Source organism: Dermacoccus sp. PAMC28757, from assembly GCF_014302635.1.
Taxonomy (GTDB): domain Bacteria; phylum Actinomycetota; class Actinomycetes; order Actinomycetales; family Dermatophilaceae; genus Dermacoccus; species Dermacoccus abyssi.
Map to the genome: position 1 here is coordinate 368,399 of NZ_CP060292.1, position 26,644 is coordinate 395,042.

Annotated in this window: 29 protein-coding genes and 1 pseudogene; 9 read left to right on the forward strand and 21 right to left on the reverse strand. The window is 69.9% G+C overall.

Features of this window, described 5'->3' with window-relative positions; translation table 11 throughout:
• Nucleotides 1-39: 39 nt before the first annotated feature.
• The gene (locus H7F30_RS01730; RefSeq protein ID WP_222617830.1) at nt 40-600 is read left to right on the forward strand and encodes a DUF1990 family protein; all 561 of its coding nucleotides are present in this window, start codon (nt 40-42) and stop codon (nt 598-600) included.
• A 12-nt stretch (nt 601-612) separates the two neighbouring features.
• On the opposite strand, the gene H7F30_RS01735 is transcribed toward H7F30_RS01730, so the two are convergent.
• From H7F30_RS01735 to H7F30_RS01775, 9 genes are all read right to left on the reverse strand, one after another.
• Complete coding sequence (locus tag H7F30_RS01735; RefSeq protein ID WP_255464921.1) at nt 613-879, reverse strand: DUF2283 domain-containing protein; 267 nt, start codon at nt 877-879, stop codon at nt 613-615.
• On the reverse strand, nt 876-1,754 hold the full coding sequence (locus H7F30_RS01740; RefSeq protein ID WP_370562810.1) for an HAD family hydrolase: 879 nt from the start codon (nt 1,752-1,754) through the stop codon (nt 876-878). The genes H7F30_RS01735 and H7F30_RS01740 overlap by 4 nt, the downstream gene beginning before the upstream one ends.
• Before the next feature lie 132 nt (nt 1,755-1,886).
• The gene (locus tag H7F30_RS01745; protein WP_187036314.1) at nt 1,887-3,266 is read right to left on the reverse strand and encodes a hypothetical protein; all 1,380 of its coding nucleotides are present in this window, start codon (nt 3,264-3,266) and stop codon (nt 1,887-1,889) included.
• A gap of 59 nt (nt 3,267-3,325) precedes the next feature.
• A complete protein-coding gene (locus tag H7F30_RS01750) occupies nt 3,326-4,534 on the reverse strand; it encodes an ABC transporter permease (RefSeq protein WP_187036316.1) in 1,209 nt (402 codons plus the stop codon).
• Between the two features lie 3 nt (nt 4,535-4,537).
• Nucleotides 4,538-5,434 (reverse strand): ABC transporter ATP-binding protein, encoded by an 897-nt coding sequence (locus H7F30_RS01755; RefSeq protein WP_187036318.1) that lies wholly within the window; start codon nt 5,432-5,434, stop codon nt 4,538-4,540.
• Between the two features lie 89 nt (nt 5,435-5,523).
• Entirely contained in the window at nt 5,524-6,195 is a 672-nt protein-coding gene (locus tag H7F30_RS01760; RefSeq protein ID WP_187036321.1) for a response regulator transcription factor, read from the reverse strand.
• Complete coding sequence (locus H7F30_RS01765; protein WP_255464922.1) at nt 6,192-7,538, reverse strand: sensor histidine kinase; 1,347 nt, start codon at nt 7,536-7,538, stop codon at nt 6,192-6,194. Before H7F30_RS01765 ends, H7F30_RS01760 begins: the two co-directional genes overlap by 4 nt.
• Nucleotides 7,539-7,617: 79 nt before the next feature.
• Nucleotides 7,618-8,661: an aldo/keto reductase gene (locus tag H7F30_RS01770; protein ID WP_187036323.1), complete on the reverse strand. Its 1,044-nt coding sequence runs from the start codon at nt 8,659-8,661 to the stop codon at nt 7,618-7,620.
• On the reverse strand, nt 8,658-9,137 hold the full coding sequence (locus H7F30_RS01775; RefSeq protein WP_187036325.1) for a MerR family transcriptional regulator: 480 nt from the start codon (nt 9,135-9,137) through the stop codon (nt 8,658-8,660). Before H7F30_RS01775 ends, H7F30_RS01770 begins: the two co-directional genes overlap by 4 nt.
• Before the next feature lie 404 nt (nt 9,138-9,541).
• Here H7F30_RS01775 and H7F30_RS01780 point away from each other — a divergent pair, with 404 nt between their 5' ends.
• The 3 genes from H7F30_RS01780 to H7F30_RS01790 all read left to right on the forward strand — a co-directional run bounded on the left by H7F30_RS01780 (nt 9,542) and on the right by H7F30_RS01790 (nt 10,393).
• Entirely contained in the window at nt 9,542-9,724 is a 183-nt protein-coding gene (locus H7F30_RS01780) for a hypothetical protein (protein WP_187036327.1), read from the forward strand.
• A 46-nt stretch (nt 9,725-9,770) separates the two neighbouring features.
• Entirely contained in the window at nt 9,771-10,025 is a 255-nt protein-coding gene (locus H7F30_RS01785; RefSeq protein ID WP_047310684.1) for a hypothetical protein, read from the forward strand.
• A gap of 209 nt (nt 10,026-10,234) precedes the next feature.
• Entirely contained in the window at nt 10,235-10,393 is a 159-nt protein-coding gene (locus tag H7F30_RS01790) for a hypothetical protein (RefSeq protein ID WP_187036329.1), read from the forward strand.
• A gap of 9 nt (nt 10,394-10,402) precedes the next feature.
• On the opposite strand, the gene H7F30_RS01795 is transcribed toward H7F30_RS01790, so the two are convergent.
• Together H7F30_RS01795 and H7F30_RS01800 are read right to left on the reverse strand one after the other, a co-directional pair.
• On the reverse strand, nt 10,403-11,062 hold the full coding sequence (locus H7F30_RS01795) for a DUF1345 domain-containing protein (protein WP_187036331.1): 660 nt from the start codon (nt 11,060-11,062) through the stop codon (nt 10,403-10,405).
• A 140-nt stretch (nt 11,063-11,202) separates the two neighbouring features.
• Nucleotides 11,203-11,682 carry a hypothetical protein gene (locus tag H7F30_RS01800; protein WP_187036333.1) on the reverse strand — a complete coding sequence of 160 codons (480 nt, stop codon included), beginning with the start codon at nt 11,680-11,682 and terminating at the stop codon, nt 11,203-11,205.
• Nucleotides 11,683-11,851: 169 nt separating this feature from the next.
• Here H7F30_RS01800 and H7F30_RS01805 point away from each other — a divergent pair, with 169 nt between their 5' ends.
• Complete coding sequence (locus H7F30_RS01805) at nt 11,852-12,169, forward strand: hypothetical protein (RefSeq protein ID WP_187036335.1); 318 nt, start codon at nt 11,852-11,854, stop codon at nt 12,167-12,169.
• A 140-nt stretch (nt 12,170-12,309) separates the two neighbouring features.
• Here the strand turns inward: H7F30_RS01805 and serS are convergent, their stop codons facing one another.
• The 5 genes from serS to H7F30_RS01830 all read right to left on the reverse strand — a co-directional run bounded on the left by serS (nt 12,310) and on the right by H7F30_RS01830 (nt 15,606).
• On the reverse strand, nt 12,310-13,626 hold the full coding sequence (gene serS, locus H7F30_RS01810) for a serine--tRNA ligase (RefSeq protein ID WP_187036337.1): 1,317 nt from the start codon (nt 13,624-13,626) through the stop codon (nt 12,310-12,312).
• Between the two features lie 135 nt (nt 13,627-13,761).
• Nucleotides 13,762-14,619, reverse strand: a complete 858-nt coding sequence (locus tag H7F30_RS01815; RefSeq protein WP_129666183.1) for a hypothetical protein — start codon at nt 14,617-14,619, stop codon at nt 13,762-13,764.
• A 69-nt stretch (nt 14,620-14,688) separates the two neighbouring features.
• Nucleotides 14,689-14,949 carry a hypothetical protein gene (locus tag H7F30_RS01820; RefSeq protein ID WP_047310689.1) on the reverse strand — a complete coding sequence of 87 codons (261 nt, stop codon included), beginning with the start codon at nt 14,947-14,949 and terminating at the stop codon, nt 14,689-14,691.
• 94 nt (nt 14,950-15,043) lie between these two features.
• Nucleotides 15,044-15,343: a ribbon-helix-helix protein, CopG family gene (locus H7F30_RS01825; RefSeq protein ID WP_052946817.1), complete on the reverse strand. Its 300-nt coding sequence runs from the start codon at nt 15,341-15,343 to the stop codon at nt 15,044-15,046.
• A complete protein-coding gene (locus H7F30_RS01830; RefSeq protein ID WP_047310690.1) occupies nt 15,340-15,606 on the reverse strand; it encodes a hypothetical protein in 267 nt (88 codons plus the stop codon). Before H7F30_RS01830 ends, H7F30_RS01825 begins: the two co-directional genes overlap by 4 nt.
• Before the next feature lie 171 nt (nt 15,607-15,777).
• On the opposite strand from H7F30_RS01830, the gene H7F30_RS01835 reads away from it, so the two are divergent.
• Nucleotides 15,778-16,824: a diacylglycerol kinase family protein gene (locus H7F30_RS01835; RefSeq protein ID WP_165357959.1), complete on the forward strand. Its 1,047-nt coding sequence runs from the start codon at nt 15,778-15,780 to the stop codon at nt 16,822-16,824.
• 11 nt (nt 16,825-16,835) lie between these two features.
• Here H7F30_RS01835 and hutI read toward each other — a convergent pair whose 3' ends face one another.
• Genes hutI through hutH form a run of 5 tightly spaced genes read right to left on the reverse strand, consistent with a single transcriptional unit; the run spans nt 16,836 to nt 23,915 of the window.
• Nucleotides 16,836-18,014 carry an imidazolonepropionase gene (gene hutI / locus H7F30_RS01840; RefSeq protein ID WP_129666179.1) on the reverse strand — a complete coding sequence of 393 codons (1,179 nt, stop codon included), beginning with the start codon at nt 18,012-18,014 and terminating at the stop codon, nt 16,836-16,838.
• Nucleotides 18,011-19,330, reverse strand: a complete 1,320-nt coding sequence (locus H7F30_RS01845) for a formimidoylglutamate deiminase (RefSeq protein WP_129666177.1) — start codon at nt 19,328-19,330, stop codon at nt 18,011-18,013. Before H7F30_RS01845 ends, hutI begins: the two co-directional genes overlap by 4 nt.
• Nucleotides 19,327-20,556, reverse strand: a complete 1,230-nt coding sequence (locus H7F30_RS01850) for an allantoate amidohydrolase (RefSeq protein WP_240730225.1) — start codon at nt 20,554-20,556, stop codon at nt 19,327-19,329. Before H7F30_RS01850 ends, H7F30_RS01845 begins: the two co-directional genes overlap by 4 nt.
• A 19-nt stretch (nt 20,557-20,575) precedes the next feature.
• A complete protein-coding gene (gene hutU, locus H7F30_RS01855; RefSeq protein ID WP_129666175.1) occupies nt 20,576-22,327 on the reverse strand; it encodes a urocanate hydratase in 1,752 nt (583 codons plus the stop codon).
• A 28-nt stretch (nt 22,328-22,355) separates the two neighbouring features.
• Nucleotides 22,356-23,915, reverse strand: a complete 1,560-nt coding sequence (gene hutH / locus H7F30_RS01860; RefSeq protein WP_129666173.1) for a histidine ammonia-lyase — start codon at nt 23,913-23,915, stop codon at nt 22,356-22,358.
• Nucleotides 23,916-24,014: 99 nt separating this feature from the next.
• On the opposite strand from hutH, the gene H7F30_RS01865 reads away from it, so the two are divergent.
• The 3 genes and pseudogenes from H7F30_RS01865 (at nt 24,015) to H7F30_RS01875 (ending at nt 26,539) form a co-directional block, all read left to right on the forward strand.
• Entirely contained in the window at nt 24,015-24,770 is a 756-nt protein-coding gene (locus H7F30_RS01865; RefSeq protein WP_129666171.1) for an IclR family transcriptional regulator, read from the forward strand.
• A gap of 232 nt (nt 24,771-25,002) precedes the next feature.
• Nucleotides 25,003-25,944 (forward strand): annotated as a pseudogene (locus H7F30_RS01870) (SDR family NAD(P)-dependent oxidoreductase).
• A gap of 118 nt (nt 25,945-26,062) precedes the next feature.
• Nucleotides 26,063-26,539, forward strand: a complete 477-nt coding sequence (locus H7F30_RS01875; RefSeq protein WP_129666169.1) for a pyridoxamine 5'-phosphate oxidase family protein — start codon at nt 26,063-26,065, stop codon at nt 26,537-26,539.
• The last annotated feature ends 105 nt before the right edge of the window (nt 26,540-26,644 follow it).

Consider the following 26,644-nt stretch of genomic DNA (forward strand, 5'->3'; position numbering starts at 1 on the left):
CACCGCCGAAGCCCCGATCTGCACGTGCAGGATGGTGCTGTGGTGAGGAGTGAGGCGGGGGTCGGGCTGTTGTCCGAGGCGACGGTTCGGACGCTGGCCGGAGCACAGATCACCGCTCCGTCGGAGCTTCTCGCCTTCGACTTCGACGACACGGCAGCGCCGGCACCTCAGGGCTTCGAGCGGCTCGCGGAGTCGGCACTGCTGCGCCGTTCGGATCTCGACGCCGTCGGCGACGAGTTGCTTTCGTGGGGTCTCCAACTGGGCTCGGGGATGACGGTGCGGGCGAACGACGTGCCGCTGCGCGCGGGCACCGTCGTCGTGCTCGGCCTCGGCTTCGGGCTGGTGCGCCTGCCGATTCCGTGCCGCGTCACGGAGGTGATCGACGAGCCGCACCGCCGCGGATTCGTCTACGCGACGCTGCCCGGTCACCCCGAGTGCGGCGTCGAACGCTTTCTCGTCGAACGTCGCGGCGACGACGTGTGGGTCCACATCGACGCCCTCAGCCGGCCCGGCTGGCTCCTCAGCCGCATCGGCGCCCCCGTCATGCGGTGGGCGCAGCGCTGGATGACGCGCCGCTACCTGCGGGCTCTGGCCCGCTGAAGCGACGGGCGATCAGTCGTCCAACCGGTGCGCGGCGGCCAGCACCTCCGGCGCGAGCAAACGGCTCGCGCCGAGCACCTCCACGCCGACCAGGCGGCCGTTCGCGTCCACGTCCAACGCGACGTCGATACCCAGCTCGCCGCCGAGGTCGACCGGGACGGTGCGCGTCACACCGCCCGCTCCCGGGTCCGGGCCGAGCGCGACGTACGCCGCGTCGGCCTCGCCGTCGAACGTCAGCCGCACCGCGTCAGCAGGCACCCCGCCGTCGGGCGGATTCACAAGAGCGAGCGAAGGACGTCGGCGGCGCCGTCGTTCTCGATCGGGCCGGTCACCTCGTCCGCGGCGTCCTTCACCTCGTCGGGCGCCTGGCCCATCGCGACGCCGCGCGCAGCCCACTCGAGCATCTCGAGGTCGTTGCGCTGATCGCCCACGGCCACCGTGTTCGACGGCTCGATGGCGAGCTTGCGGCGCACCAGCTCGAGCGCCGACGCCTTCGAGACGCCCTCGGGGTTGATGTCCATCCAGGCCGTGTACCCGACGGCGTAGTTGACGTGGTGCAGGCCGATGCGGTCGGCGAGCTCGAGGAAGTCCTCGCTCGTGCCCGACGGCGAGCGGAACGTCACGCGCGTCACGGGCTCCGACATGAGCTCCTCCCACTCCACGACGGTCTGCTCGCCGTCGAGTTCCCCGTCGGGGAAGGGCGCGGTGACCTTGAACCCGTCCGGCCCCTCGACCGCGATGACGGCGTCCTCCCACTGTCCGCGCAGCATCGACAGCGCCGGCGCGGGGTCGAACGTCACCCGGTCGACGATCTCGTAGCCCGCGTCGAGCGAGCTGTCGAGACGCAGGGTGATGGCGCCGTTCGAGCACACGACGTAGCCGTGGTCGAGGTCGAGCATGCGCAGGATCGGCGTCGTCGCGACAACGGCGCGCCCCGTCGACAGGACGACGTGGTGGCCGGCGGCGACGGTGTTGCGCACGGCGTCACGCGTCGCGTCGTGCATCGTGCCGTCGTACTGCAGGAGAGTGCCGTCGATGTCGAGGCAGACCATGAGCGGTGGCCATTCGTGCGAGCCGGCACCTGCGCCGGGTCGGACGCTGTTCGCGGCCGCAGCCTCGGGAATGACGGGCGTCGTGTCGTCGGACGGAGTCACACGCACACCCTACGCGTCGCGCCTTCCCGCGAAGGTCACGGCGCGAGCTGCACGGGCGGCAGGAGGAAGGACGAACAGACGCCCAGGGCCCCTTCCGATCGCTCGGAAGGGGCCCTCGTCAGGTAAGGCAGATCAGTGGTTCTGGCCGAACCCGCCCTGCGGGGCCGAGCCGTACTGCTGGCCGTTGCCCTGGCCGAACTGCTGCTGGCCCTGCTGGTAGCCACCGTTCCACTGCTGGCCGCCGTTCGTCGCCGAGGCGCTCGAGCCCTTGCGGCTCTGCAGGAACGCGACGACACCGACCGCGAGCGCCGCGAGCCCCGCGAGGAGCGTCAACCACACGCCGGCGCCGATCGTCGCCGAGTAACCGGATGCGGCGCCACCGTCACCGACGGCACTGGCCGTGCTCGGGAACTGCAGGATGCCGATGATGAGCAGCACGACGCCGAGGGCGGCCGTGACGATGCCCGTCACCTTCGCGTTGAGCTTGCCCAGAGCGGCGAGCACGCCGGCCACGGCGAGACCGATGGCGAGGATGAGGACGAAGATGCCGCCCGTGTTGCTCGACTCACCGAGCGTCGGGTTGGCCGAGTTGCTGTTGCCGCCGATGCCGTTGAGCGCGACGGTCTCACTGCCCGACTTGAACGTCACCCACGCGACGAACGGAGCGATGAGTGCCAGGAGGGCTGGCAGGAACGGGCCGAACTTCGCCACGGGGGACGCGCTCGAGGTCTTCGTCGGCTGGGCCGACTGCGACTGACCGTACGCGGCCGACGTGTACTGGCCCTGCTGGCCGCCGTGCGCCGGGGTCGTGTGCTGGCCCGAGCCGTACGTCTGGCCGCCCTGGGGCGACGAGCTGTACTGACCGGGCTGAGCGTAGCCACCCTGCGGAGCGGAGTTGTACTGCCCACCCTGCGGCGCCGAACCGTACTGCTGGCCGCCCTGGGGCGAGGAGTTGTACTGACCCGGCTGCGCATGACCACCCTGCGGCGCGGAGCCGTACTGCTGGCCTCCCTGGGGCGACGAGTTGTACTGCTGACCCGCGCCGTACTGACCCTGCGGAGCGGAGTTGTACTGCCCACCCTGCGGCGCCGAACCGTACTGCTGACCCGCGCCGTACTGACCCTGCGGAGCGGAGTTGTACTGCCCACCCTGCGGCGCCGAACCGTACTGCTGACCCGCGCCGTACTGACCCTGCTGGCCGGCAGCACCCGGGTAACCCTGCGCGTAGGGAGCCGACTGCTGCTGGGCGATGGGCGCGCTCGGGTAGGCCTGCGAATGCGCGGACGACGCCTGCGTCGGCGACTCCGTACGCGCGGGGGACTGCCCCGGCTGAGCTGCAGCCTGCGGCTGGTCACGGTAGGCCACCTGCGTGGCATCGTTCTCGAACCGCTGGGTGTGGTCGTGCACCGGGTTCGGCTCAGCCGCCGGCGTCGAACCGCCCGCAATGCGGGTCTGTGCCTCGGAGTCGCCGTCGCCCCAGGTGGAGGCGGGCTTCTCGTTGTTGTCGCTCATGCGACCCTCCCGTTTCGTGGTGGTGAAATCTGATCTGCGCCCAATCTACCGGTGGCCCATCACGCCTGCAGCTTGAAGGCCTCCTTGTAGCTGAGGCGTCCACCCGTCTGCATGACGCTGCGGCTGTAGAGGCGCGTCGCGACCCGAGTGATGGCGATCGCAGCGACACCCGCGATGACGAGCGCGACGAGCGGCTCCCACCAGGCTGCATCGCCGGTGATGACGCGCGCGGGCATCGCCACCGTCGAGACGACCGGCACGAACGAGGCCACCTTGAGGGCCGTTCCGGTGAGCATCATGCCGAGCATGAGCACGACGACGACGAGCATTGTCACCGGCTGGGCGGTCGTTTGGACGTCCTCGCTGCGTGACGCGAGCGCGCCGGCCACCGCGAACATGCAGGCGACGACGAGGAAGCCCGCGAGGAAGAACACGACGAACCACCCCGAGGCACTCGCCACGGTGCCGATGAGCGTGCTCCACCGTGTCTGCGACAGCCCGATGAGCGCTACGCCGACGAGCAGCGTCACCTGGGCCAACGCGAGGACGGCGTTGCCGATGACCTTACCGGCGAGCAGGTGCTTGAGCGGCACCGCGCTGGCCAGGATTTCGACGATGCGTGACTGCTTCTCCTCGACGACGCTCTGCGCGATCGGCATGCCGAAGATGAAGGCGACGAAGTAGAACAGGAACGCGAAGACGAAGGTGACGAGCTTGCCCAGCCCGGCGTTGACGGATCCGGGGTCGAGTCGTTCGTCCGTCACGTTCGCTCCGCTCGAGAGCTTGGCGAGATCGATGCCCTGAGCCTTCGCGTTCGCGGCGAGCGTCTGCTCCGCGGCGGCGCTCGTGACGAACTTCTTCACGTCGGCGTCGACGTCCTTGTCACCGACGAGCGTCCAGCCGCCGGAGGTGGGCAGGAGCGCCAGATCGGCGCGACCGCTCTTGACCGCGTCGCGGGCGTCGGCGGGCGACGACGCGGAGACGCTCGTGTACTCGACCTTGTCGTGGTCGGCCTTCGCCGCCTTCTCGGCGGCGTCGACGAGGGAGCTTCCCGAGAGCCCGGCCGCGTTCTTCTGCGTCACGACGGCGATGGACGACGTAGGCGTCTTGCCCGAGAGCCAGATCTGGACGCCGAACGTGCCTGCGACGAGCAGGAGCGTCACGACGAGCGACATGAGGAAGTTCTTGTCCCGCGCCTTCACGGAAAGTTCGCGCAGGGCGACGATCTGCCAGGCGGGGCGGGTCTGGGTTTCTGCGGCGGCGTTCATTCCTCAGGCCACCTCTCGGTAGATGTCGGCGAGTTGGGGCACGAGTTCGTGGAACTCACGCACGCGGCCGCGCTCCATGGCGCTGCGCAGGAGCTCGTGGGCGGCTGCGTCGCCGTTCGTGTGCGGCAGTTCGAGCAGGGCAACCGGGCCGTCGACGTCGGCGACGAAGATGCCGAGCGAGCCGGCGACATCGCGCACCCACCCGGCGTCGGTGTCGAGGACGAGGCGGTGGCGGATGCGTCCGCGGCGGCGCAGGTCCTCCGCCCGCCCTTCGGCCACGACCTCACCGCGGGCCAGGATGACTAGCCCGTCGCACAACCGCTCGACGAGGTCGAGCTGGTGGCTGCTGAACAGCACCGGCACGCCACGCGCCGTGTACTCGCGCAGGAGATCGGCCATCGCGTCGACGGCCTGCGGGTCGAGGCCGCTGAACGGCTCGTCGAGGATGAGCGCGGACGGTTCCGCGATGACGGCGGCCGCGATCTGCACGCGCTGCTGGTTACCGAGCGAGAGCGCTTCGAGCTTGTCCTTCGAGCGCTCGGCGAGGCCGAACCGGTCGAGCAGCTCGAGTCCGCGGGTGCGCGCCACGGACGCCTTCACGCCGCGCAGTTGCGCGAGGTAGACGAGCTGGTCGATGAGCGGCTGCTTCGGGTAGAGGCCTCGCTCCTCCGGCATGTAGCCGATCGAGCGACGGTTGGCCGCCGTGATCGGCTGCCCGTTCCACAGCGCTTCGCCGGCGCTGGGCTCGAGCACGCCCATGATCATGCGCATCGTCGTCGTCTTGCCGGCGCCGTTACCGCCGACGAAGCCGGTCATCCGGCCGTCCGGCACGCTGAACGACACGTCGCGCACGGCGACCTTGTCGCCGAACGTGCGGCTCAGCCCTTTCGCTTCGAACATCGTCCGTTCCTCTCGGTTTCCCCTTTGGGAGGTACGGGAACCATCCTGGCGAAACGGCGGGGTTCTCACCTCCGCCGGGAGGATGAACTTCAGGTGCCGGGCTGCTCCCCCACGCGCACGAGGCCGGTTTCGTAGGCGGCGACGGCGGCCTGCACGCGATCGCGCAGGTCGAGCTTCATGAGGACGTTCGACACGTGCGTCTTGACGGTGGCCTCACCGACGAAGAGTTCGTCGGCGATCTCCGCGTTCGAGCGCCCGCGCCCGAGCAGCGCGAGAACGTCGCGTTCGCGCGGGGTGAGCGCGGCGAGGCGGGCATCCGCTTCGGGTGCGGCCTGCTGCGCGGTACGTCGTTCGATGACGCGGCGCGTCACCTCGGGGGCGAGCAGCGCGTGACCGTGACCGACGGTGCGCACCGCCTCGGCGAGTTCGTCGGCCTCGGCGTTCTTGAGCAGGAATCCGCTCGCGCCGGCGTCGAGCGCGCTGAAGAGGTAGTCGTCGCGATCGAAGGTCGTGAGGATGACGACGCGGCTCAGCCCCTCTTCGACGAAGCGGCGCGTGGCCTCGATGCCGTCCATGACGGGCATCTGTACATCCATGAGCGTGACGTCGGGGTGCAGCTCGCGCGCGACCGCGAGCGCCTCCTCACCGTTCGCGGCGGTGGCGACGACCTCGAGGTCGTCCTCCACCGACAGGATGAGGGAGAACCCGCCGCTCACCATCCGCTGGTCGTCGACGATGAGGACCCTGAGCGATTCGGTCACGGCGTCTCCTTGTTCCTGGTCGAGGCTGCGAGAGGCAGGCGCACGCGCACACGGTATCCACCGGTGAGGCGCGGCCCGATCTCGGCCGAGCCGTGGTGGGCGCGCACCCGTTCACGCATGCCGAGCAGGCCCAGCCCGCTGCCGGACGTACCCGCGCGGGGGCGGCCGTCGTCGAGCACCTCGACCTCGACGTAGCGGCCGTTGCCCTCGCCGCCCGCGCGCAGCGTGACGGTGGCTGCCGTGGCCGTCGAGTGACGCTGGACGTTGGCGAGCGCCTCCTGCACGGTGCGGTAGATGCTGTGCCCGACGTTGGCGGGCACGTCGACGTCGACGAGGTCGTCGAGGCGCACGTCGAAGGTGGGGGTGCGTACGCCCGCCACGAGGGCGGCGACGTCGTTCAGGCCCGGTTCGGGTGCGCGTGCGGCGCTGTTCGTGGGCTCGCCCGAGCCGTTCGCAGTGTGTTGTCCGTCGGCGCGCAGAGTGCCGAGCAGGGCGCGCATCTGCGTGACGGCCTCACGCGACGAGGCCTCGACGTTGCTCAGCGAGTCCGTCGCGCGCTCAGGGTCTTTCACCATCACCTTGCGGGCCGCTGCGGCCTGGATGCCGATGGCCGCTACGTGGTGGGCGACGACGTCGTGCAGTTCGCGTGCGATGCGCAGCCGCTCCTCGACGACGGCCTGCTCGGTGAGTTGGCCGGCCTGACGGGTGATCGTCTGGGCCTGCTGGTGGGCGAACGCGCGGGCACGGGCGCCACGCCACGAGTTCGCCCCGGCCCCGACCGCCGTCGCGAAGTAGAGCACGTTGATCATCAGCCCCTGCAGGACGGCTGCGGCCGTCGCGCCGAACCACGGGTCGCGCGCCTTGGCGGGCTGGGCGTTGTAGGAGTCGAGGAGGTCATCGTTCATCGCCGCCACGGACCACTGCACGCTCAGCCAGCCGAACATGAACAGCACGAGGCCCGCTGCCGCGAGGGTGACCAGCTTGCGGTCGGGCGCCCAGGCGAGCGCGGTGAAGATGGCGAAGAAGTACACGCCCTGCATGGCGATGGACGACATCACCGGCACCTGCGTCAGCCCCATGACGAACATGTGCGCGGCCGTGACGAGCATGACGGTGACGGGGAAACGTCGGCGCAGCACGAGCGGGCCGGCTCCGATGGCGGCGCTCAGATACAGCGCCCAACGCGGCCACAGGGAATCGGCCGAGAAGCCGAGTGCGCGCCACACCTCGAGACCCAGCAGCGCGCCGAGGAAGAACAGGATGGCGATGAGAACATCTCGCCTCAGCCAGGCGTCAGGTCGCCTGCGCACCCATTCGTCGTCGAGGCCGAAGAACTGTTTCACCCGACCGAGGGTAGAGCGCAGTCGCCGGGCGCACCTCCCTCGCGCGGCGGAGTCGGCAGAACGTCAGGCCCCACCTCGGTTACTCGCGGCCGGAACTGATCCATGCCGGGTCGTCGACGATGTTGCGTCCTCCTTCGACGAGCGCCGCCACCCCGTCGAGCCGCTGCATCTGCGCGGAGGTGAGCGTCAGCTCGAGACACCCGAGGTTCTCCCGCATGCGCTCCACGCGTCGCGAACCCGGGATCGGCACTGCACTCACACCCGTCTGACGTGCCTTCTCGAGCAACCAGGCGAGCGCCACCTGCGCGTTGGTGGCACCGACCTCGTTCGCCACTTCGGTGACGAGATCCAGCGCTCTCGCGTTGGCGTCCCACGCGTCGTCACCCATGCGCTGCGTGCTGGAGCGGAAGTCAGCTGCCACGCTCTCGCGCGTCAAGGTGCCGGTGAGGAACCCTCGACCGAGAGGGCTGTAGGGCACGAAACCGACGCCGAGTTCGGCGCAGGCGGGCACCACGCGTGCTTCGACGTCACGTGACCACAGGCTCCACTCCGACTGGACGGCAGTGATGGGGTGGACGCCGTGCGCGCGGCCCAGTTCGTCGGCAGTCACCTCCGACAGACCCAGGTGGCGCACCTTCCCCTCCTGCACGAGGTCGGCCATGGCGCCGACGGTGTCCTCGATCGGCGTCAACGGGTCCGGGCGGTGCAGGTAGTACAGATCGATGACGTCGACCCCCAGCCGCCGCAGCGAGGCTTCCGCCTGCTCACGTACGTACGACGGTTCGCCGTTCGTGGGACGAGCGTTCGTGCCGACCTCTCCCCGCACCAGGCTCAAGCCGGTGATGCCGAACTTCGTGGCGATCTGCACCTCCTCGCGGCGGCGGGCGAGCAGCGGGGCGATCATCTCCTCGTTCGTGCCCGCGGGGCCATCGGTTCCTGGGCGTGGTTCGCCGTAGACGTTCGCGGTGTCGAGAAAGGTGATGCCCGCGTCGATGGCGCCGTCCAGCGTGGCCCGCGCGGCGCCGTCATCGAGACCGCCGCCGTACACGTGCGACAGGGCCATGCACCCGAAGCCCAGGGACGAAACCTCGAGGTCGGCGAGACGGGTGGTGGGTGTGGTCATGTGAGGTCTCCTTCGTCATGAGTGGTGTCGAACAGGGCGCCGCACTCACCGTCGAGGCGGCCGCCGTAGGTCGCGATCTTGTACTCGGTGGCCGCCAGGGCCAGACGCAGCTCGCGGATCTGCGCGCGAATCGTGTCGCGGTGTTCGAGCAGGACGTCCAGGCGTTGCGGCACCGTCTCGGCGCCCTGGGCGACGAGATCGAGATATCGCTCGAGATCGGCCATGCTCATGCCCGACTGGCGCATGCGTCGAATGAACTCGAGGCGACGCACAGCGTGGGCGTCGTAGCAGCGTCGCCCACCGTGGTCACGCCCTACGGTGACGAGACCGATGCGCTCGTAGTACCGAATCGTGTGCGCGCTGAGGTGCAGGCGCTCGCTGACGGCGGAGATGCTCAGCGGTCGATCCGGAGGGATGTCGAAGGCCTCGTCCGGGGTCCGTGCCGCGAGCGCCTCTGCGAGAAGTTCGTCGCTCATGCCTTCGACCGTAGAACTTCGAGTGCGCTCGAAGACAAGAACGCTTCGCGGACGGCGGCGCGAGCGGAAGAACGCTGAGGCTGCCTGGGTGTCGGTGGCGCACCGGGCCTCCGGCGTCAGCGGGTGGGGCAATGGGCATGGCGTGCATGAATATCGCGTACATCCGGGCTCTCGGTGTCACACCGCGGGGGCTGTCCGGGGCGCGGCGGCCGATGGCCCACCCCTGGGGTCGGGTGACAGACGACGTACCCCCTGATTGGCTGAGTGGGTGCCTGCTCGCGGCGGCGCCTGAGCGTAAGCCGCACGCGGACAAACAGTTTCGGCAATCATGGCCGGGGCGGCACTCCCACGCGGTGGGCCGGCCGTCCACTGCCTTGCACGAGACGCGATGTGGAGGAACTGACATGACGGTAGCGACTGACGCTGTCTTCGAGATGCCCGATGACGGTGACAACGAGGGCAAGCGCCCGAGCGAGCGCGACGAGCGCAACATCACCGACCCGGAGGCCGGCGGCGAAGCAGACCGCGTCGACGAGGACAACGTGCCCCAGTCGGGCCTCGACGAGGACCGCCTCCAGGGCGACTGACGGCACCCGCCACACCCCGCCGGAACACACGAAAGGGACATCACCCATGAGCCACACCCCCGAAGAACTCGAAGCTGCGCGCGAGGCCGCCCAGGCCGCCGTCGACACCGCGACGTCGTGGGACTACAGCGCCGGCGACGCCAAGATCGACAGCAAGCTGCGGGAGGGCCTCGATGCAGCGGGCGTCACCATCGACGATGACGAGTTCGAGCGCATCGTCCGCGAGATCGACGCGCTCACCGGTGACGAGGACGCGGGCACGCCCCAGGTGAGCGCCGCTCGCCCGACGACCGGCGCCTGAGCGCTCCCCGATCGGGCGGCCGCCGGCTGCGCGGGCGCGCTTGCGAGACATCGCGACGAAGCGTCGCAAGTGCGCCCCTGCAGCGTCCTCGTGACGCGCTCACCGGCGGCCGCCCGACTGCCTGCCCCTGATGTGCCCGAGCCGGCCGGGCACGGGCACGCCAGAACCACGCACACCAGAAGAAGTCGCACCGAACAAAGGGAGATCCCATGGGCATCGACAAGCTTACCGACGCGTTCTCGAACGACGAGAACAACGACGAGAGCGGCGAAGACGCGCGCAACGAGGCTCGCGCGATCGACGAGGGCTCGCCCGAGCGTGAGATCGTCAGCGACGACCCCGGCACGCCCACCGAGACCACCGACTGACGGCGCGGCCTAGCTCGACGCGAGCGACACGACGAGGTTGAGCGTGGTCGCGACGACCCCGACGCCCAACAAGTAGCTCAACAGCGTGTGGGCGAGCACGAGGCGGCGCATCTGGCGGTTCTTCAGCGTGGTGTCGGAGATCTGGTACGTCATGCCAAGGTCGAAGGCCACGTAGGCGAAGTCGTAGTAGTCGGGTTCGCCACCCTCGAAGTCGATGCCTCGCGCGCCCGGCTCGTCGCCGTAGTACAGGCGCGCATAGCGCGCCATGTACGTGAGGTGCACGAGGAACCACGACGCGACGACGCTGCCCGCGCCGAGCAGCGCTTCCGGGGTGCCCGAACTCTTGTGTTGCCCCGCCGCGAGCAACAGGCCCACCCCGGCGAGGCTCGCCACGGTTCCACCGATGACGGTCGCCTCGGACAGCGCGACGCTCGGGTCTTCCTCGCGCGCGTGCTCGGCGGCCTCGTGCTCGTTCATGGGTCGAACCGTGAGCCACGTCCACAGCCCGTAGATCGTGGCCGCCGCTGTCCAACCCGCCATGACGTGGAAGGCCAGGCTGCGCTCGAGGTACGTCATCGAGGCCAGGGCGACGAGGGCACCCAGTGCCATGCATGCGGCAAGCCGGACGCCGATGCGCTGCGTCAGCGCGCGACGATTGTCTGAAGCCATGGCGGAACGTTATCGCTCGCCCGGGGCGGACGCCGTCGGTCGGCCGTGCACGGACGATGTGAGGTACGGCCCGAGATGTGAGCTGCGCCGGTCACAGACCGGGCCAGAGCTCACACCGTCCGGCCTGCAGCTGCCTCGGGTCAGATGCGCGCGGCAGCCTCACGGTGCAAGCCCGCGAGTACGTCGAGCTGCTGATCGGCGCGTCGGAGCAGTTCTTCGAGTTGCGCCGCGTCGAGACGCGGTTCGTTCTCGGCTTGGGTGAGCAATGTGAGCCAGCACCGCTTCTTGCCTTCGACGCCGAGGCTGAGGGCCTCGAGCTCGACCAGATCGCTGAGCGGCGAGCGACCCTTCAGCGCCCCGTTCGGCTTGAAGCGGCCGAGGTATTCGCCGATGCGCGCGGCTGCCTGCTGCACCCGCGCCTCGCGCACCCCGAACCTGTTGGCGATGTCGCGCAGGGCCTGACGATCCTCGGTGACCTCGCGGGCGAGTGTCGCGAGTTGCTCACGCGCGCGAACGTCGGAGTGGGAGGAGGCGGCGCGGTCGAAGAGGTCGCGGCCCCCGGTCGAGCCCACCCAGTGATGCTGAAGGTAGATCTGCAGAAATTGGTCGTCGCGCGGCAAGGGTCCTCCAAGGTCGTCGGGTTCGTTCCCGACGCTGCGGGCTGGCGGACTCCCCGCGGACCACCTCCCGGGGCGGGGGCGCCGACGAGCACACTTCGCGAACACGTGAGTTCGCGACAAGCGTTCGTGCCCGGCGGACAACAACCGGAACATTTACAGGTGGTCACCTGTGCACTCCAAGCTCATCGTCGACAGTTGGCGCGAAGCATCCTTCGTGGCGGGAAAGAACCCGGTCGGAGCGCGTATTACCCACGAGACCACCACAGCGATAGCCCGGTCACTCGACAAGAAGGCAGCTAGCGGAATGCCGAGCCTTGGCCAGCTCACCGATTGCGATGACACCCGAACCCTCGTGACGGTTCCCGTCCTCACCGATGACTGGCGACGCTGGGCCGACAGCTGGCGAGGCACCGCCTTCGTGCAGGTTCAGGGCTTCGTCACGCCGGTAGGTGAGCAGCGGCGTTACCCGGAAGATGCTCCGCACTGAAGCCGGCACGAATCGACGCGGTCAGGGTGGCGTAGATCGGGGGCTGAATCAACGGGGTGCGCAAAGAACGCGCGAGTGCCCGCACCGTCCTCATGACGATGCGGGCACTCGCGCGCGGATCGGCGCGTCAGGCAACCAGGTCAGGCGATGACGGGCAGCACCTCGAGGCCACCCATGTACTTGCGCAGAGCCTCGGGAACGCGGACGGAGCCGTCGGCCTGCTGGTGCGTCTCGAGGATGGCGACGAGCCAGCGCGTCGTCGCGAGCGTGCCGTTGAGGGTGGCGACGGAGCGGGTGGCGCCGTCGGTGCGCTCACGGATGTTGAGGCGGCGCGCCTGGAAGGTCGTGCAGTTCGACGTCGACGTCAGTTCGCGGTAGGTGCCCTGCGTGGGAACCCAGGCCTCGCAGTCGAACTTGCGCGCGGCGCTCGTGCCGAGGTCGCCGGCGGCCGTGTCGATGACGCGGTAGGAGAGTTCGCACTTGGCGAGCATCTCCTCTTCCCAGGCGAGCATCTTGGCGTGCTCGGCCTCGGCGTCCTCGACCTTGCAGTAGGTGAACATCTCGACCTTGTTGAATTGGTGCACGCGAATGATGCCGCGCGTGTCCTTGCCGTACGAGCCGGCCTCGCGGCGGTAGCAGCTCGACCATCCGGCGTAGCGCACGGGCGCGGCGACGTCGATGATCTCGTTCGCGTGGTAGCCGGCGAGGGCCACCTCGGAGGTGCCGACGAGGTAGAGGTCGTCCTCCTCCTGCACGCGGTAGATCTCGGCGTCGTGCTTGACGTCGAAGCCGGTGCCCTGCATGGTCTCGGGGCGCACGAGCGTCGGCGTGATCATGGGCGTGAAGTCGTTCGCGATGGCCTGGTCGAGCGCCATCTGCAGCAGCGCCAGCTCGAGGCGAGCGCCGACGCCCTTGAGGAAGTAGAAGCGCGAGCCCGACACCTTCGTGCCGCGCTCCATGTCGATGGCGCCGACCTTCTCGCCGATCTCGAGGTGGTCCTTCGGCTCGAAGTCGAACTGCACCGGCTCGCCGACCGTCTTGACGGTGACGAAGTCGTCCTCGCCGCCGGCGGGCACCCCGTCGAGGACGACGTTGGGGACAGTGCGCATGAGCTCGTCGAACTTGGCTCCGGCCTCGTCGGCGGTGGCCTCGAGCTCCTTGACGCGGGTGCTCAGCGCGGTGGCGTCCTCGCGGGCCTTGTCGGCGTCGGCCTGCAGACGCGCGACCTCGGCGTCGTCACCCGACTTCTTCGCCTTGTTGAGCGCGCCCATCGCGGCACCGACGCTCTTGGAGACCTGCTTCTGCTCGGCACGCACCTTCTCGAACTCGCCGAGGGACGAACGACGCGTCGCGTCGAGTTCGAGAATCTGGTCGACGACGCTCTCGTCGGCGCCGCGAGCCCGCTGGCTCGCGCGGACGGCGTCAGGGTTTTCGCGCAGAAGCTTGATGTCGATCACGAGGTAAGGCTATCGGGTAGGGGCAACCGGGTTGCCCGGAGACGCCCCGACGAGCGCAGAACCCGCCTAAGGGGAGAGCGTTGAACAACTCGTACCGTCCCAACGCACTCGTCACGGGCCTGTGAGGCCCTCCATTCATGGCCTCGACCACACGCGCGAGTCCTCCGCAAACCAGTCCGCAGCATCCAGCAGCATCTCGGCGGCCGGTTCGTTCGGCATGCGCTCACGTGGCGCATCGACGCGTCGGCCGTTCACGAGAAGGTGGACCGAGGTAGACGTCACCAATGCATCGACGCGGATGCCCGCGCGCTCCACTGTCACGGTCGCTTCGGTCGCGCTCGCGGTAACACCTCGCAGCAGGAGAAGGTTCCGCAGATGGGCCGCAGCCGCCTCATCGCTGATCCCCTGGTCAACCGCAAACCGTTCGACGAATCGCTCCACTTCAGTTGCCGGATACCACTCGACGTCCTCCGGCAATCTCGCGTCGTACAGTTCCGACCACGCGCCGGCGAAGCCCGGGCCCCAGCTCACGTTGGGCTCGCGCCCGGGTATCGGCCAGAGATACACGTACGCCAAGCCGAACTCTCCGCACCGTTCCCGCGACCGCCGGACAGCATCACAGAGTCGGCGCATAAGTCCGCGTCGCGGCTGGATGAGCAGGACGGTGACTTCCGTGTCCGCTAGGTCGCCGGAACGCACCCGCCCGGCGAAGAGCGTTTCGCCCCGATTCACCTTGTCGCGCGCCGGTCGACCCTCGCCGCACCGAATCACCCACCCGAAGGCAAGGCGATCGAGCAGATCATCGAACGACCGCAGCTGCATCTCCTCGCGAGAACCGCCCGGGTCCACCACCACCTCATCGCCTTCGGGGGCGACAAGCGCGTGAACGTCGCGTCCTGGCCGCGAAAGGAAGACCTCGTCGAAGGTGCCCGCCACCGCGTATTCGATCTCGACCTGCCATCCGCGAGCCTGCCACCGCTCGACGGATGCCACGCTGCTATCCCTCGATGCCACGTCGGCACCTTATCGATGAGGCACCGACGCGACCTCGTTTCGGTCGGCTCACGGGGGCCATTCCCACAGCGGCCTGGTCCAGGTGATGCGCTGCGTCGGATCGTTCGAGTCCAAGAGTGTGCAGATCAGTCGGAAACGGGCGTAGTCGTGGTCGATCTCCCAACTGACCATCGACGGCGAATCGACCGTCGGCGCGCTCGTCATGCACCGGTCGAGCTCGCGGTGACCCTGCCGCGAGGCCTCGACGAGAAGCGGCGCTGCGAGAACCATCAGCGTCAGGATGACGAAGACAACACGGCGAGGGTTCACGCCCTGACCTTAGGGCGCCTCACGACGGGAGCAGAACCCGCGACGGGCGCGGATTGTGGCGACGGGAGCGCTGCAACACTCCCATCGGCACTGCTCAACCGGCGAGATACTCGTCCAGGGCTCGACGCAGGATGTCACTGGCACTCGTGTGCTCCCGACGCGCCCGCGCGCGGACAGCATCGATGCGCTCAGGGTCCAGCCGTACTGTCACGGTTTCGGCCGGACGCTTCCCCACGGTGCGCGGACGCCCGACCGGAGCCACCCGAGCCTTGGAAAATCCCGCCTCGGCGTCAGCGACGAGGGCCTCGATCGTTTCCTCTGTGATCGGCTGCCCATTCACCGTGCCCCATGAGCCACCGTCGGGTCGGGTTGCCGTGTCGAACTTCTCGTTCATCGCTTTCTCCCCTCTAGTAAGTCGAGCGTGGCCTTGCGTACCGGCATCGCGTGAATGATGAGCGTCCGCTTCTGGTCGAACACCAAGGCGACGACCTCCACGGGCCGCCCTTTCGTGTCGACTCCGATGCGTAGATACCGCTCGGGCTGATCGTCTTCAAGGCGAGCTTGTCGTGCGAAACCAGTCATCCACGCCTGCGTCACGTCCTCGGCGGACAATCCGTGCTTGAAGGCCGAGGGATGGAGTGTGACGGCGTCATCCACAACAATATTGTGTCACGAAACTCGCCCGAAAGACAGAGCCCGCGACGGGCGCCGAAGACGGGGCCCGCAACGCTCCCATCGAGGGTGTTTCGCTCCCACAGCGAGGCATGCTCACGTCGGCAACCAACCGTCGCCCGGGCGCCGACGCTCGCTGACCGATACAGTCGTGAGGTGCCGAACTCCTCACCCTCGCAGGGCGCCCGCAAGCGCGCCGGCATCGTCGTCAACCCCACCAAGGTCGACGACCAGGACAAGCTGCGCCGCGAGTGCACCAAGGCCGCTAAGGAGGCCGGCTGGGACGAACCGCTCTGGCTCGAGACGACGCTCGAGGATCCCGGCGTCGGCCAGGCTCATCAGGCCGTCAGCGCGGGCTGCGACATCGTTTTCGCCGCGGGCGGCGACGGCACGGTCCGTCTGGTCGGCTCCGCGCTCACCGGCACGGACATCCCGCTCGGCCTCATGCCGCAGGGCACGGGCAACCTCCTCGCGCGCAACCTCGGCGTCTCCGTCGACGGCTCGGCCGCGCAGAACTTCGCGCGCTCCCTCGTCGGTCACGACACGCGTATCGACGTCGGCCGCGTGCACGCCACGTTCGACGACGGCTCGGCCAAGAACGACACGTTCCTCATCATGGCCGGGTTCGGTCTCGACGGCGACATCATGGATTCGACGAGCGAAGGCCTCAAGAAGCGCGTCGGTTGGATGGCCTACCCCCTCGCCGGCATCAAGTACTTCACCGAGCGCCCCGAGCGCATGCTCGCCAGCTTCGACGACGGCGCCCCGCGGACGAAGAAGACGACGACGCTGCTCGTCGGCAACTTCGGCCGCCTCACCGGCGGGGTCAAGCTCATGCCCGACGCCACGGGCAACGACGGATGGTTCGACGCCGTCTGGCTTTCGGCCGACGGCCCGCTGCAGTGGGGCGCGCTGACGCGCCAGATCCTCACCAAGTCGCGCCGCAACACGAACCGCGTGGAGCGGGTGCGTGCGCGCCGCGTCGAGGCCCGCGCCATGGGCCGCGAACGCGCCGTCGAGCTCGACGGAGACGTGATCGGCCAGGCCCGCGACGTCAGCATGTGGATCGACTCCGACGCGCTCGTCGTGCGCATCGCCGACCCGAAGGACTCCAAGCTCTCCGACCTGCGCAGCCGCCTGCCCGGGCCGTTCGGTCAGGACTTCAAGGGCCTGCCCGCGAAGGCGAAGAAGTCGAGCACGTAGTCGGGTGAACCTCAGGCCGCGAGCGAGCTGACGATCGGCACACCCGGGCGGTAGGCGATGTGCAGGTAGCTCGGGGCGTCGAGCATCGCCAAATCGGCGCGCGCGCCGACGCGGATGACGCCGACGTCGTCGCGCCGCAGCGCTGCAGCGCCCCCGGCCGTCGCGGCCCACAACGCCTCCGCGGGCGTCATGCCCATCTCGCGCACGGCGAGCGCGATCATGAACGGCATCGAGTTCGAGAAGCACGTGCCCGGGTTGCAGTCGGTCGCGAGCGCCACCTCGACTCCGGCGTCGAGGAGGTCGCGCCCGCTCGGGAACGGCTGACGGGTGGAGAACTCGACACCCGGCAAGAGGGTCGCAACGGTCGACGAACCGGCCAGTGCCGCAACGTCCTCCGTCGACAAGAACGTGCAGTGGTCGACGCTGGCCGCGTCGAACTCGACGGCCAGCTGCACACCGGGTCCCTCCCCGAGCTGCCCCGCGTGAAGGCGCGGCATGAGGCCCGCAGCTACGCCGGCGCCAAGGATCTCGCGCGTCTCGTCGCCGTCGAACGCGTGCGCGCTGTGCGGTTCGCAGAACACGTCGATCCAACGCGCGAGGGGCGCGCACGCTTCGAGCATCGCGCCGGTGACGAGGTCGACGTACTCGCGCCGATCCGTGTCGCTCGGCACGACGTGGGCGCCGAGGTAGGTCACTTCGTCGGTGAACTCCCCCGCGATGCGCAGCGCCCGCGCCTCGTCGTCGACCGACAGCCCGTAGCCCGACTTGATCTCCACGAGCCCAGTGCCCTGCGCCCGTGCCTGCTCTACGCGGGCGGCGACGAGTTCGCGCAGACGCTCGTCGGACGCCTGGCGTGTGGGGCGCACCGTGTTCGCAATGCCGCCGCCGTCGTAGGCCTCCCCCGTCATGCGCGCTGCGAACTCGGCCGAGCGGTCGCCGTCGAAGACGAGGTGGTTGTGCGAGTCGACGAACGCGGGGATGACGGCGGCCCCCTCCATGTCGAGGCAGCGGTCGGCGTCCGGGGCGTCGGAGGCAGCGCCCACCCACACGATGTGTTCACCGTCGATGACGAGCGCGGCGTCACGCAGGAGCGCGATGCGCTCCTCTCCCCGAAGCGCCGCGCCACCCCCGCCCCGCGCCGGATCGTTCGTGACGAGTTCCCCGATGTTCGTGACGAGCGTCGTGCTCATGCGTCCTCCCAGAGTGTGGTGATGGCTTCGGTGAGCAGGGCCCCGACGTCACCGAGGCGGTGACGACCTGCTGTGACGACGTGGGCGCCGTCCGCGACGACGTCCGTGACGTCCTCCGCCGTGGCCGCGAGCAGCACCTGCTCGGGCAGACACCCTGCGGTGCGGCGCGAATCGAGGCGCACGGCAACGGCGTCCGCGCGCATGCCGACCTCGAGGCGTCCGGCGTCCGGCCACCCGATCGTGTCGTGACGCGTGGCCGCGTCGAGCAACTGCTCGGGGCTGAAGCGGCCGCGGTCGTTCGTCACGAGGCGCTCGTGCATCTCGAGCGCGCGGGCGTCCTCGAACGTGTCGACGACCGCGTGCTGGTCGCTGCCGAGGCTGACGCGCACCCCGGCGTCGGCGAGCGCGCGAGCGGGACCGATGCCGTCGGCGAGGTCACGCTCGGTCGTCGGGCAGAAGCACGCGACGGCGTTCGCGGCGGCGAGCAGCGCGATGTCGTCATCGCTCAGGTGCGTGGCGTGGACGGCCGAGAACCGGGAGGTCAACGCGCCTGCGTCGTCCAGAAGCGCCACCGGCGAGCGGCCGTAGAACGCCTCGCACGCCTCGTTCTCCGCGGGCTGCTCGGACAGGTGCGCGTGCACGGGCTGACCATCGCTCGCGGCGAGCACCTCACCGATCTCGTCACGGGCGACGGCCCGGACGGAGTGGACGGCAGCGCCGATCCGCGTCGTTTCGTCGTCGGCGAGCAGGGCGTGGCGTGCAACCCAGGCGGCCGCGGAACCGTCGCTGAAGCGCTGCTGGTCGTCGCCCAGCGGCGCGTGACCGTCGGCGGTGAGCCCGCCGTGGAGGTAACAGGTGTCGAGGAGCGTGAGGCGGATCCCGGCCTCCCGGGCGGCCTCGCGGAGTGCTTCGCCCATCGCGTTCGGGTCGTCGTACGCCGCGCCGCCGGGGCGATGGTGGACGTAGTGGAACTCGCCCACGCTCGTCATGCCGGCCATGACCATCTCGGCGAAGACGGCGCGCGCGAGCGTGCGGTAGTTCTCTGGCGTGAGGCGCCTCGAGACGGCGTACATGCGCTCGCGCCACGTCCAGAAGGTGCCGCCGTCGCCGTGGGTACGTCCGCGCAGCGCGCGGTGGAACGCGTGCGAGTGACAGTTCGCGAAACCGGGCAGGACAACCCCACCCAACGAGACGTCACCGTCGCCACGCTGGACGCCGGGTTCGATTGCGCTCCAGCGCCCTTCGAATTCCGTCAGGCGAACGTTGTGCGCCACGCCCTCCGGCAGAAGTGCGTGTTCGGCCCAGTAGGTCGTCATCCGGCGAGGTCCTCCAGAACGCGGACGAGGGCCTCCACGCCGCGCACGCAGTCGTCGGTCTCGGCGAACTCCTCGGGCGAGTGCGATGTGCCGGTCGGGTTGCGCACGAACAGCATCGCCGTGGGCACGCCGTGGTTGGCGAGGATGCCTGCGTCGTGGCCGGCGCCCGTGCCGAGCAAGGGCACGCCGCCGAGCGTCGCGTCGAGCCGCTCGACCAGGCCCGCGTCGAAGGGCGTCGTCGGCGTCCACGACTCGGCGCGCCAGGACCCCCCAAGTGCCCTGGCGCGCTCCTCGAGCTCGTCGACGACGGCCCGCACGTCCTCCTCTCGGGAGCCTCGTGCGTCCACCCACGCCGTGACGTGCGACGCGATGGCGTTGATACCTCCCGGCACGACGTCGAGCTTGCCGACGGTGGCGACGACGCGGTCGCCGCCCTCGCCCGAGCGGTCACGCGAGGCCGCCGCGCCCCGCGTCGCCTCGATGAACTGCGCCGCCTTGAGCAGCGCGTCGTCGCGGTTGCCGAGGGCCGTCGTGCCGGCGTGGTCGGCGCGTCCGGGCAGGTCGGCGCGGAAGCGGCCGTGCGGCCAGATGTCGGTGCCGATGGCAACCGGGGCGTCGTCGAGATCGATGAGCGCGCGGCCCTGTTCGACGTGCAGCTCCACGAAGGTCCCGACCCGCGCGAGGGTCTCGTCGTCGCGCCCGAGCGTGCCCGGGTCGCGCCCGGCGCGCTGCCATGCCTCGGCCATCGTGACGCCGTCGGCGTCGGTGAGCGAGCGGGCGCGGTCGGCGTCGAGCGCACCGGTGATGATGCGCGAACCGGCGCAGGCGACGCCGAAGCGAGCGCCTTCCTCGTCGACGAAGTTGACGACCCCGATCGGCTTGCACGGAGCGAATCCTTTCTCCTGCAACGCCTTCACGGCCAGGAGCGAGGAGACGACACCGAGGGGCCCGTCGAACGCGCCGCCGTCGGGCACCGAGTCGAGGTGCGAGCCGGTGACGACGCCCTCGCCGGGCGCGTCGTCCGGGTTGCCCCACCACGCCCACTGGTTGCCGGCGCGATCTTCGGTGACGTCGAGCCCCAGCGCGGCGCACTCGCCGACGAACCACTCGCGCAGTGTCGCGTCCTCACGCGTCCACGCGAAGCGCCGGTAGCCGCCGGAGCCGCCGTCACGGCCCACGGGGTGCAGGTCGTTCCACAGCGACTCGAATCGGCGGGTCTCGCTCACGTCAGTACCTCGCACTCGCTCAGTTGCCGGCCTTGGGCGCCGTGCGCTCGGCGGCGGCCCGCGTGGCGGCAGCCTGCGCGGCATCGGCGCCGTCGGCGTCACGAACGGTGGGCGTCATCGGAATGCGCGCGCCACGCTCGTCGGCGACCTCGACGGCGCGGGAGTACCCGGCGTCGACGTGGCGGAAGACGCCCATGGCGGGGTCGTTCGTCAGCAGCGCGGTGAGCTTCGCGGCCGCGAGGTCGGTGCCGTCCGCGACGCCGACCTGGCCGGCGTGGATCGAGCGGCCGATACCTACGCCGCCGCCGTGGTGCAGCGACACCCACGTGGCGCCCGAACTCGTGGCGGTGAGGGCGTTGAGCAGCGGCCAGTCGGCGATGGCGTCGGAGCCGTCGAGCATGCCCTCGGTCTCGCGGTACGGCGAGGCGACGGAGCCGGAGTCGAGGTGGTCGCGGCCGATGACGATGGGTGCGGAGACCTTGCCCTCGGCGACGAGTCGGTTGAACAGCTGCCCGGCCTTGTGACGGTCGCCGTAGCCGAGCCAACAGATGCGCGCGGGCAGGCCCTCGAACTCGACGAGCTCACCGGCGGCGTCGAGCCAGCGGTGCAGGTGCTCGTTCTCGGGGAACAGTTCCTTGAGCGCGGCGTCGGTGACGGCGATGTCCTGCGGGTCGCCTGAGAGCGCCGCCCAGCGGAACGGGCCGAGGCCCTCGCAGAAGAGCGGGCGGATGTAGGCGGGCACGAAGCCCGGGAACTCGAAGGCGCGCGTGTAACCAGCGGTGCGGGCCTCGTCGCGGATGGAGTTGCCGTAGTCGAAGACCTCGGCGCCCTCGTCCTGGAACTCGACCATGGCCTGCACGTGGGCCGCCATCGACTCGCGTGACTTCTTCGTGAAGCCCACCGGGTCGCCCTCGGCCTCGCGCTGCCACTCCTCGACGGCGACCTCGGACGGCAGGTAGCTCAGCGGGTCGTGCGCCGATGTCTGGTCGGTGACGACGTCGATCGTGATGTCGCCTGCGCGGTGGCGCGCGAGCATCTGCGGGAAGACGTCGGCGGCGTTTCCGACGATGCCGATGGAGACGCCGCGCTTCTCGGCCTTCGCGGCGTTGGCGCGGGCGATGGCGTCGTCGAGGTCGTCGGCGATCTCGGTGAGGTAGCGCTTGGCGACGCGGCGCTCGAGGCGCGTGCGGTCGACGTCGGCGATGAGGCACACGCCGTCGTTGAGCGTGACGGCGAGGGGCTGCGCCCCGCCCATGCCGCCGCAGCCGCCCGTCAGCGTGATGGTGCCGGCGAGCGTCCCACCGAACCGCTTGCGGGCGACGGCGGCGAACGTCTCGTAGGTGCCCTGGAGGATGCCCTGCGTCGCGATGTAGATCCACGAACCGGCCGTCATCTGGCCGTACATCATGAGGCCCTCGGCCTCGAGGCGGCGGAACTCGGGCCACGTGGCCCAGTCCGGCACGAGGTGGGAGTTGGCGATGAGCACGCGCGGCGCCCACTCGTTCGTCGTCACGACACCGACGGGCTTACCCGACTGCACGAGGAGCGTCTCGTTCGGCTCGAGGTCCTTGAGCGTCTCGACGATGGCGTCGAACGCCTCCCAGGAGCGGGCTGCGCGGCCGGTGCCGCCGTAGACGACGAGGTCGTCGGGGCGCTCGGCGACCTCGGGGTCGAGGTTGTTCATGAGCATGCGCAGCGGGGCTTCGGTCTGCCAGCACTTCGCGTTGAGTTCGGTTCCGCGCGGTGCGCGGACGGGGCGGGCGCCCTCCATGGCGGTCTCCTTCGGTTCGTGCTGGGGGTCAGTTGAAGTCGCCGGCTGCGCGCGTGGCGGCGGCGAGGACGTCGCCGTCGGCGACACGGGCGACGACGGATTCGATCTCGGGCGACAGGTAGCGGTCGGGGCCGGGGCGGCCCGCGCCGTCGAGCGTTTCGATGACGGCGGCGCCGACCGGGCCCGGCGTGAGCGGGGCGCGCATCTGGATGCCGCGCGTGGCGGTGAGCAGTTCGATGGCGAGCACGCGCGTCAGGCCGTCGACGGAGCGGCGCAGCTTACGCGCACCGGCCCAGCCCATGGAGACGTGGTCTTCCTGCATGGCGCTGCTGGGGATCGAGTCGGCGCTGGCCGGGTTCGCGAGGCGCTTGAGTTCGCTGACGATGCCCGCCGCCGTGTACTGGGCGATCATGAGGCCCGAGTCGGTGCCGGGGTCGTCGGCGAGGAACGGCGGGAGGCCGTTGTTGCGGGCGCGGTCGAGGAAGCGATCGGTGCGGCGTTCGCTCATCGAGGCGACGTCGGCGATGACGATGGCGAGGAAGTCGAGCGCGTACGCGACGGGGGCGCCGTGGAAGTTGCCGTTCGACTCCACGCGGCCGTCGAGCGTGACGACGGGGTTGTCGACGGCGGCGGCGAGCTCGCGCTCGGCGACGGTGGTGACGTAATCGAGGGTGTCGCGGGCGGCGCCGATGACCTGCGGCGAGCAGCGCAGCGAGTACGCGTCCTGCACGCGGGTGCAGGCGTGCGGGTCACGGTGCGAATCGCGGATGCCGCTGGCGTCGAGCACCTTGCGCAGGTTGGCGGCCGACTTGGCCTGGCCCGGGTGGGGACGCAGCTTCTGCAGGTCGTCGGCGAACACGTCGTCGGTGCCAAGCAGGCCCTCGACCGAGAGGCCCGAGGCGATGTCGGCTGTTGACAGGAGCATCCGCAGGTCGGCGATGGCGAGGCACAGGGTGCCGAGCATGCCGTCGGTGCCGTTGATGAGGGCCAGGCCCTCCTTCTCCTGCAGGACGACCGGCTTGATGCCCGCGGCCTTGAGCGCGTCGGCGGCGTGGACGACGTCGCCGCCGGCGGTGGCCACCTCACCGTCGCCCGTGAGCGCGAGCGCGCAGTGCGCGAGCGGCGCGAGGTCGCCGGAGCAGCCGAGGGAGCCGTACTCGCGCACGAGCGGCGTGATGCCGGCGTTGAGCATCGCGATGTACGCGTCGAGGGTTTCGGGGCGGATGCCGGTGCGGCCGGTGGCGAGGGTGGAGATGCGCAGCAGCATGAGGGCGCGCACGATCTCGCGCTCGACGGGTTCGCCGGAGCCCGCGGCGTGGGAGGCGACGAGGCTGCGCTGGAGCTTCTGCCGCTTCTCGGGCGGGATGCTCGTGTTCGCGAGCGCGCCGAAGCCCGTCGAGATGCCGTAGTGCGGGATGGTGTCGCTCGCGAGGGCGTCGATGATAGCGCGGGATTTCGCGACTTCGGCGACGGAGTCGGCGCTCAGCTCGATGGTGGCGCCGTGGCGGGCGACGGCGACGACGTCGTCGATCGTGAGTGGGCCGACGCCGACGGTGACGCTGCCGGTGGGCTGTGCTGCAGAAGTCATGCGCCCATTGCATCGTGCGAGCCCGGGCGCGGCGTGACACGGGCGACGCGAACTGTCCCAGGATTGAGACAGTTGCCCTCGAATGGCTACCGTTGGTGCGTGAGTTCTGCCCCCGCCGCCGCCCAGGTCATCGCCCTGTTGCAGCTGCTCGCGGGGCGACCGTCGCCGCAGCCTGCCGCGACGTTGGCGCGCGAGTTGGGGCTTCCACGGTCGACGACGTACCGGCTGCTCGGGGTGCTCAAGGACGCGGGGTTCGTCACGCACTCGGAGGAGACGCGGCGCTGGGGGCTGGGCATCGCGGCGTACGAGTTGGGCTCGGCCTACTCGCGGCAGCAGCCGTTGCAGCGCATGGCCCGCGCGGTGATGACGCGCCTGGCGGAGAGCACGGGGCAGGCAGCGCACCTCGGGGTGCTGCACGGCTCGGACGTGCTGTACGTCATCGAGGAGCGGCCGCTCGGGATTTCACCGCTCGTGACGGACGTCGGCGTGCGCCTGCCTGCGAACGTGACGGCGAGCGGGATGGCGATGCTCGCGCACCTGCCGGCCGCGCAGGTGCGGGCGCTGTTCCCCTCCGGCGCGGAGCTCGTGCAGCGCAACTCCGGGGCGGATCAGCCGGAGACGGTGGCGGGCCTGCGTTCGGAGCTCGCGCAGGTGCGTCAGCGCGGGTACGCGCGGGAGGTCGGGCGCGTGACGCCGGGCTTCCAGACGGTGGCAGCGGCAGCCCTCGACCTCAACGGCCTGCCTGCCGCGAGCCTCGCCGTCACGTGGCCTCAGGACGCGGGCGACCGCGAGACCGAGTACGCCACAGCGGTCAAGGATGCCGCTAGAGAACTGACGTCTCGTCTGGCTCGATAAGCCAACGGGGTCTCGGATTGGCGGCTGTGCCCGCTGACCCGCACCTTCGGGTGGCACATGCCACGACCCATTGGCGTGGTCACGACGGCCTGTGATGATCGAACGTGGGCGCCGATGAGGTCGGTGACTGCCGCTGACCACTGCGCCCCCGCCGTCACCCGATGGTCTTGGGCTGGGCCGCCCGGCCCCGTCCTGACACCCCGCCCGCTCTCACAGCATCGGAGATGCAACCATGAACGACCGACCGATCGCTCTCGTCGTGGGAGCCTCCCGCGGCTTGGGACTGCTCGTCGCCGCCGACCTCGCGAAGCGCGGGCACCAGGTCGTGCTCGCTGCCCGCTCTCAGGAAACGCTCGACGCGGCGGCCCGCTGGATCACCCGCTAAGGGGTACCAGAAACGTTCGTCCACACGGCCGTGATGGACGCCTCCGATGCGCGCAGTGTTGCCGACGCGGTCGAAGACGTCGAGACCACCGTCGGCCCGGTCGACGTGGCAATCCATGTGGCAGGCATCATCGAGGTGGGCCCGGCCGAGAACACGACGCGTGGGCACATGGAACACGCGATGAACATCATGGCGTGGGGGCCCGTCAACCTCGCGGACGCCGTGGTCGCGCGTATGCGCGAGCGGCAACGCGGCCGCTTCGCAGTCGTCACCTCGATCGGCGGCATGCTGAGCGCGCCACACCTGCTGGCCTACTCGACGGCCAAGTTCGCCGCGGTCGGTTTCACGGAGGGCTTGGCGGCCTCGCTCGCCGGCAGCGGCGTCACGGCCAGCGTCGTCGCGCCGGGTCTGATGCGCACCGGTTCGCACGCCGCCGCCGAGTTCTACGGTGACCGTCAGCGCGAGTACGCCTGGTTCGCGCCCGCCGCATCGCTGCCCCTCGTGAGCATGGATGCCCAACGCGCCGCGCAGGCCATCGTCGGCGGGGTCCTCGCCGGCAAGCCCTACGTCATCCTCACCCCCGCGGCAAAGGTGGGCGCGCGCGTCCATGGCCTCGCGCCGGGGCTGACGACCCGCCTCCTCGGCGTCGTCAACCGGTTGCTTCCCGGCCCGGTGGACGGGGCCACGAAGCCGATACCGGGTGCCGAACTCGCGCCGTCCGCCGGGCGACTCGTCAAGGTGCTGACCTCACTCGGCGACCGATCCCGCCGGCGCAACCTGGAGCCGTGAAGCGGCCACCCCACCGGAGGTAGTGACACCCGACGGCGCCTCGTTAGCGTTGCAAGAGAGCAACGTAACGCCCCGACGGAGGTTCGCACCCGCCGAGACAGCGATAGAAAGGTTCAACATGTCCGAGATCACGCAAGAACAGGTCGTCGAGATCATGCGCGGTGAGCGCTTCGTCATGATGACCTCTATCGCCGACGACGGAACGCTGCTCAGCCACCCGATGACCCCGAAGCAGGTCACCGATGACGCCGACGTCTGGTTCTTCATCGGTCTTCAGGGCGAGCAGGCCCAGGCGCTGCGCACCCAGCCGGAGGTCAACCTCGCCTTCGCCGAAACCGGCTCCTGGCTCTCCGTCGCTGGTCGCGTCGAGTTCGTCGAGGACCGACAGAAGATCGACGAGCTGTGGGACGACGGGGTCTCCGCTTGGTTCGACGGTGGCAAGGAAGACCCGAACCTTGGTCTCATCCGATTCGAGAGCGACTCCGCGCAGTTCTGGGGGCAGCCCGGCGGCAAGGTCTCAGCGCTCGCGAGCATCATGAAGGCCCGCGTCACCGGTGAGCGCCCGTCCGCCATCAGCGCGACGACCGAGATGTAGATCCCGAACGAGCACGCGTCAGAGCTATCGCTCGACGAATGCTCGGGTGTCGGCCGGGTGCGCGTGGCCCCCGGCCGACGGCTCGTTCGAACCGAGCACTCCGAC

What these genes read in the sequence shown, in the direction of transcription:
- H7F30_RS01790 (WP_187036329.1), top strand. Translation starts at nt 10,235, where the DNA reads ATGGGCATCGACAAGCTTACCGACGCGTTCTCGAACGACGAGAACAAC.
- H7F30_RS01795 (WP_187036331.1), bottom strand. Translation starts at nt 11,062, where the DNA reads ATGGCTTCAGACAATCGTCGCGCGCTGACGCAGCGCATCGGCGTCCGG.
- H7F30_RS01825 (WP_052946817.1), bottom strand. Translation starts at nt 15,343, where the DNA reads ATGAACGAGAAGTTCGACACGGCAACCCGACCCGACGGTGGCTCATGG.
- hutI (WP_129666179.1), bottom strand. Translation starts at nt 18,014, where the DNA reads ATGAGCACGACGCTCGTCACGAACATCGGGGAACTCGTCACGAACGAT.
- H7F30_RS01775 (WP_187036325.1), bottom strand. Translation starts at nt 9,137, where the DNA reads ATGAGCGACGAACTTCTCGCAGAGGCGCTCGCGGCACGGACCCCGGAC.
- H7F30_RS01780 (WP_187036327.1), top strand. Translation starts at nt 9,542, where the DNA reads ATGACGGTAGCGACTGACGCTGTCTTCGAGATGCCCGATGACGGTGAC.
- H7F30_RS01845 (WP_129666177.1), bottom strand. Translation starts at nt 19,330, where the DNA reads ATGACGACCTACTGGGCCGAACACGCACTTCTGCCGGAGGGCGTGGCG.
- H7F30_RS01745 (WP_187036314.1), bottom strand. Translation starts at nt 3,266, where the DNA reads ATGAGCGACAACAACGAGAAGCCCGCCTCCACCTGGGGCGACGGCGAC.
- H7F30_RS01755 (WP_187036318.1), bottom strand. Translation starts at nt 5,434, where the DNA reads ATGTTCGAAGCGAAAGGGCTGAGCCGCACGTTCGGCGACAAGGTCGCC.
- hutH (WP_129666173.1), bottom strand. Translation starts at nt 23,915, where the DNA reads ATGACTTCTGCAGCACAGCCCACCGGCAGCGTCACCGTCGGCGTCGGC.
- H7F30_RS01785 (WP_047310684.1), top strand. Translation starts at nt 9,771, where the DNA reads ATGAGCCACACCCCCGAAGAACTCGAAGCTGCGCGCGAGGCCGCCCAG.
- hutU (WP_129666175.1), bottom strand. Translation starts at nt 22,327, where the DNA reads ATGGAGGGCGCCCGCCCCGTCCGCGCACCGCGCGGAACCGAACTCAAC.
- H7F30_RS01750 (WP_187036316.1), bottom strand. Translation starts at nt 4,534, where the DNA reads ATGAACGCCGCCGCAGAAACCCAGACCCGCCCCGCCTGGCAGATCGTC.
- H7F30_RS01770 (WP_187036323.1), bottom strand. Translation starts at nt 8,661, where the DNA reads ATGACCACACCCACCACCCGTCTCGCCGACCTCGAGGTTTCGTCCCTG.
- H7F30_RS01875 (WP_129666169.1), top strand. Translation starts at nt 26,063, where the DNA reads ATGTCCGAGATCACGCAAGAACAGGTCGTCGAGATCATGCGCGGTGAG.